We start from the raw sequence: 374 nt of genomic DNA, 5'->3' as shown, positions 1-374 counted from the left end.
GTTTCAAGATGAGGTTCATTACGACTCCGCGATTGCCTATACGGATATTGAGGTTGTGTTTGTGCCAGTTAAACTGTTTGAGCGTTTTCTCCAAAATAATCCCCAGCAATTGATTCATTGGATTCAAGAACAATCGGTCCTTTTAAAAGAAAGCATGATCAAAATCCAAAAAGGAACAACCAATGATGCATGTGAACGGATTGTGACATCACTGGCGATGTTATTAAATGATTTAGGAGAACGAATTGACAACAGAGAACGCGTTGCAATTACTTGTCCAATTACCATTAATGACATTGCACGAATGAGTGGAACTACGCGGGAAACAGCAAGCAGTGTTATGAAAAAATTAGTCCAAATGAACCGTATTAGCT

At 38.8% G+C, this 374-nt stretch carries 1 protein-coding gene; it reads left to right on the top strand.

From position 1 onward, the window contains the following. Nucleotides 1-374, top strand: a 374-nt coding sequence (locus KQI94_RS16355) for a Crp/Fnr family transcriptional regulator (protein ID WP_216454691.1), incomplete at both ends; no start/stop codon positions are given.

It is taken from the genome of Enterococcus sp. S183_ASV_20, assembly GCF_018919685.1.
GTDB lineage: Bacteria > Bacillota > Bacilli > Lactobacillales > Enterococcaceae > Enterococcus > Enterococcus faecalis.
This window is presented reverse-complemented; position numbering and strand designations above follow the sequence as displayed.